Raw genomic sequence first — 2,790 nt, forward strand, 5'->3', positions numbered from 1 at the left:
TCGCACACTGAGACACCGCTTCATTGGGCTTCGAGTTGTGATGACATTGAAGTTCTTGAAGCGCTTCTTGATGCTGGCGCCGATATCGAAGCGCCAGGTGCAGTGATCGCTGGTGGCACACCACTAGACGATGCAGTGGCATTTGCACAGTGGCAGGCAGCGCATATGTTGGTTAAACGAGGAGCTCAGTTCGCACTCTAACATGCGGCTGCTCTAGGACAGATAGATGCAATTGAGGCCTACTTCGCCGGAACCACACTTTCGGATCGATACCCTTGGGGAGCAAGTTGCTCTACACCTCCGGATAAGATTACCGTCGCCTTCTGGTGCGCATGCCACGGTGGACAGCGCCAYTCTGCAGAGTATCTTCTCGACCAAGGTGCTGAATTGAACTGGATTTCGGTTTGGGATGGATTGACCCCACTGGACGCAGCGCAGCGTAGTTCCACCGCGGATCTGGTGCAGTGGCTGCGTAGTCTAGGCGCCAAATCTGCCTACGAACTGTGAATGATCATATTTTATTGCAGGGCCATAGCTAGAGCTCCTGAGGATTAAGCTAACGGCCAGGTTAGCGGAATAAATCGTGATACAATATTGTTGTGGTAATTGCTCAAAGTGAGGTGTCTAAACAATGGGACTGGTGAATAAAATTGAAGTCGTAACGATGAAGAGTGAGTACTGTAAAGTTGAACATCATGATATGGTTATAAGACTAGAACAATACATCGCAATCAACAATGAAGTTTGGATAAAAGATGTTTTTGAGCAATTCAAAGAATAAATATATATCTAAAAACGGACACCAATATGATTACCGGTTTAAAGATCGAAAAGGATAAGGAGACTGATATGGATATTTACCCAATTATTATAGAGCAATTAACTACAAAATATGAAGAAATAAGAACAACGCTTCTTAAAACAATAGCTCAATTAAGCAATGAACAATTGAATTGGAGACCTAATAGTGAAAGTAATTCTATATCTAATCTTGTAGTACATATTGCAGGAAATATTAATCAAAGGATAGGTTCGGGTATATTAGGCTTATCAGATAGAAGAAACAGAGATGAAGAGTTTGATAGCAAAATATTCGTAGCTAAAGATCAAATAATAGTCATTGTTGAAAAATCATTTGATTTATTAGTAAAAACAACAAGAGAACTCAACATGGAAGATTTACTAAGAACTCAACAAGTACGAGAAAATTCAAGGTCTATATATGAAGTTTTACAACAATGTGCTACTCATTATTCTGAACATCTTGGACAAATTCTTTACATCGCTAAGATGTGTCTAGGTTCTGAGTACAATACAACATCTATTTACGGTAACAATTTGAAGAAGTGAGAGGGGGGGCGAAGAAGCCGGTAACTACACCTAACACAGGATTCACAATTCGGGATTCGCTAAGTCTGCCATTTCGCATTACGCTAACGGAGAACTATAGTTGAACAAACAGGGAGTAATTTGCTACGGCAGTTGCTCCCTTTCTTTATTAAGCTAACGGGCAGGATTGCGTGGTAGCACTTAAGATGTGGATGAGTGCATTTCTCCATATATTGGACAAGAATGTAAGAAGGTTTTACCATTTTTCCAATGAATACATGTAGAATCATGTGAAATTGGAGGGATATAAATGCTAAGTCCTTTAAATGGTACTTTTCCGACTGATAAAAAAATTGCCGGTGTACACAGCATACCAATTACCGAAGATGGCTCAATTATTATGGTCTGGGATAAAAATGAGAAGGCGCTCACAACAGTCGGTGGGAGAATTGAAGTTAATGAAGATATTGATACAGCTTTAAACCGTGAGACAATTGAAGAAGCAGGTCTTATTTTAGAGTCTAAAAGAGTACCCATTGCTGCTTGGTATTGGGAGAGTACGGATACATACACTGTTTTTGTTATGGCTAGAGTAAAGGAGTATGGAATCATGCCCGATGGGTTTGAAACAACAGGAAGAGTGACTATGAATTTTGAAACAGCGCGCCAAATTATTTCAAAAATTGAAGGTGAGGGGTTACGGCTTCAGCTATTAGAGATTGCCGAATCAGAATTTAAACAACATTTCAAAAGATAATTCGTTAAGCTAACGGGTAACGATAGCGGAGGAGCTTCCTATGTGGTAGCTCCTTTTTTCTATTGAACTAACGGGCAGGTTAACTTAGCAGTGAGTGGTATACTTTTATTCAAAGAACAATTATTCGAAATGAAAGTGGGTACTAAATTGGACAATGGAAGATACGAAGAGATTCAGGAATATGATAAAGATTCCACAATTCAGGAATTGAAATCAGGTGACGATAAAAGGATTATCAATGCTTTGCTTGGACTTGCTTTTAATGAGCAAGATTGGAAGTGGGTACAAGACATTTGTTTACAATTTAGCAATAATAGTAATTTCAATGTCAGAGGAATCGCTATACTTTGTTTTGGTCATCTGGCAAGAATACATGGACAATTAGAAACTGAAATAGTTCTACCCATTTTAAAATAGAGTTAGGCAATCGCCAGATTATTACGCTAACGGGTAACGTTAGTTCAACAAATGCGGGGCAGTTTGCTACGGCAGCTGCTCTCTTTCTTTATTAAGCTAACGGGCAGAAGAGTTGAACACTCAACAACTCAAGACTGACTCAACTATTTATGTAATCGTAACTAGGGGGATAAGTAAGCATGAAATATTACCTATCGTCATTCAAGATTGGGAATGAAGAGTTAGAATTAAAACGAATAACCGAAAACGGGAATAAAAGAGTTGCTTTTATCAATAATGCATTAGAC

General features: G+C 39.3%; 4 protein-coding genes and 1 pseudogene. All 5 read left to right on the forward strand.

The window, feature by feature from the left end:
- Positions 1 to 201 (forward strand): annotated as a pseudogene (locus AC1DWN_RS31710) (ankyrin repeat domain-containing protein); the annotation flags it as partial.
- A gap of 430 nt (positions 202 to 631) precedes the next feature.
- On the forward strand, positions 632 to 781 hold the full coding sequence (locus tag AC1DWN_RS31715) for a hypothetical protein (RefSeq protein ID WP_477562834.1): 150 nt from the start codon (positions 632 to 634) through the stop codon (positions 779 to 781).
- Between the two features lie 68 nt (positions 782 to 849).
- Positions 850 to 1,350 carry a DinB family protein gene (locus AC1DWN_RS31720; protein WP_477562835.1) on the forward strand — a complete coding sequence of 167 codons (501 nt, stop codon included), beginning with the start codon at positions 850 to 852 and terminating at the stop codon, positions 1,348 to 1,350.
- A 289-nt stretch (positions 1,351 to 1,639) separates the two neighbouring features.
- Positions 1,640 to 2,086: an NUDIX hydrolase gene (locus tag AC1DWN_RS31725; RefSeq protein WP_477562836.1), complete on the forward strand. Its 447-nt coding sequence runs from the start codon at positions 1,640 to 1,642 to the stop codon at positions 2,084 to 2,086.
- A gap of 90 nt (positions 2,087 to 2,176) precedes the next feature.
- A complete protein-coding gene (locus AC1DWN_RS31730; RefSeq protein ID WP_477562837.1) occupies positions 2,177 to 2,503 on the forward strand; it encodes a hypothetical protein in 327 nt (108 codons plus the stop codon).
- Positions 2,504 to 2,790 lie beyond the last annotated feature (287 nt).

The organism is Paenibacillus sp. P4_A7, from assembly GCF_056402455.1.

Coding starts and splice junctions, on each gene's coding strand:
- AC1DWN_RS31725 (WP_477562836.1), top strand. CDS start 1,640: ATGCTAAGTCCTTTAAATGGTACTTTTCCGACTGATAAAAAAATTGCC.
- AC1DWN_RS31715 (WP_477562834.1), top strand. CDS start 632: ATGGGACTGGTGAATAAAATTGAAGTCGTAACGATGAAGAGTGAGTAC.
- AC1DWN_RS31720 (WP_477562835.1), top strand. CDS start 850: ATGGATATTTACCCAATTATTATAGAGCAATTAACTACAAAATATGAA.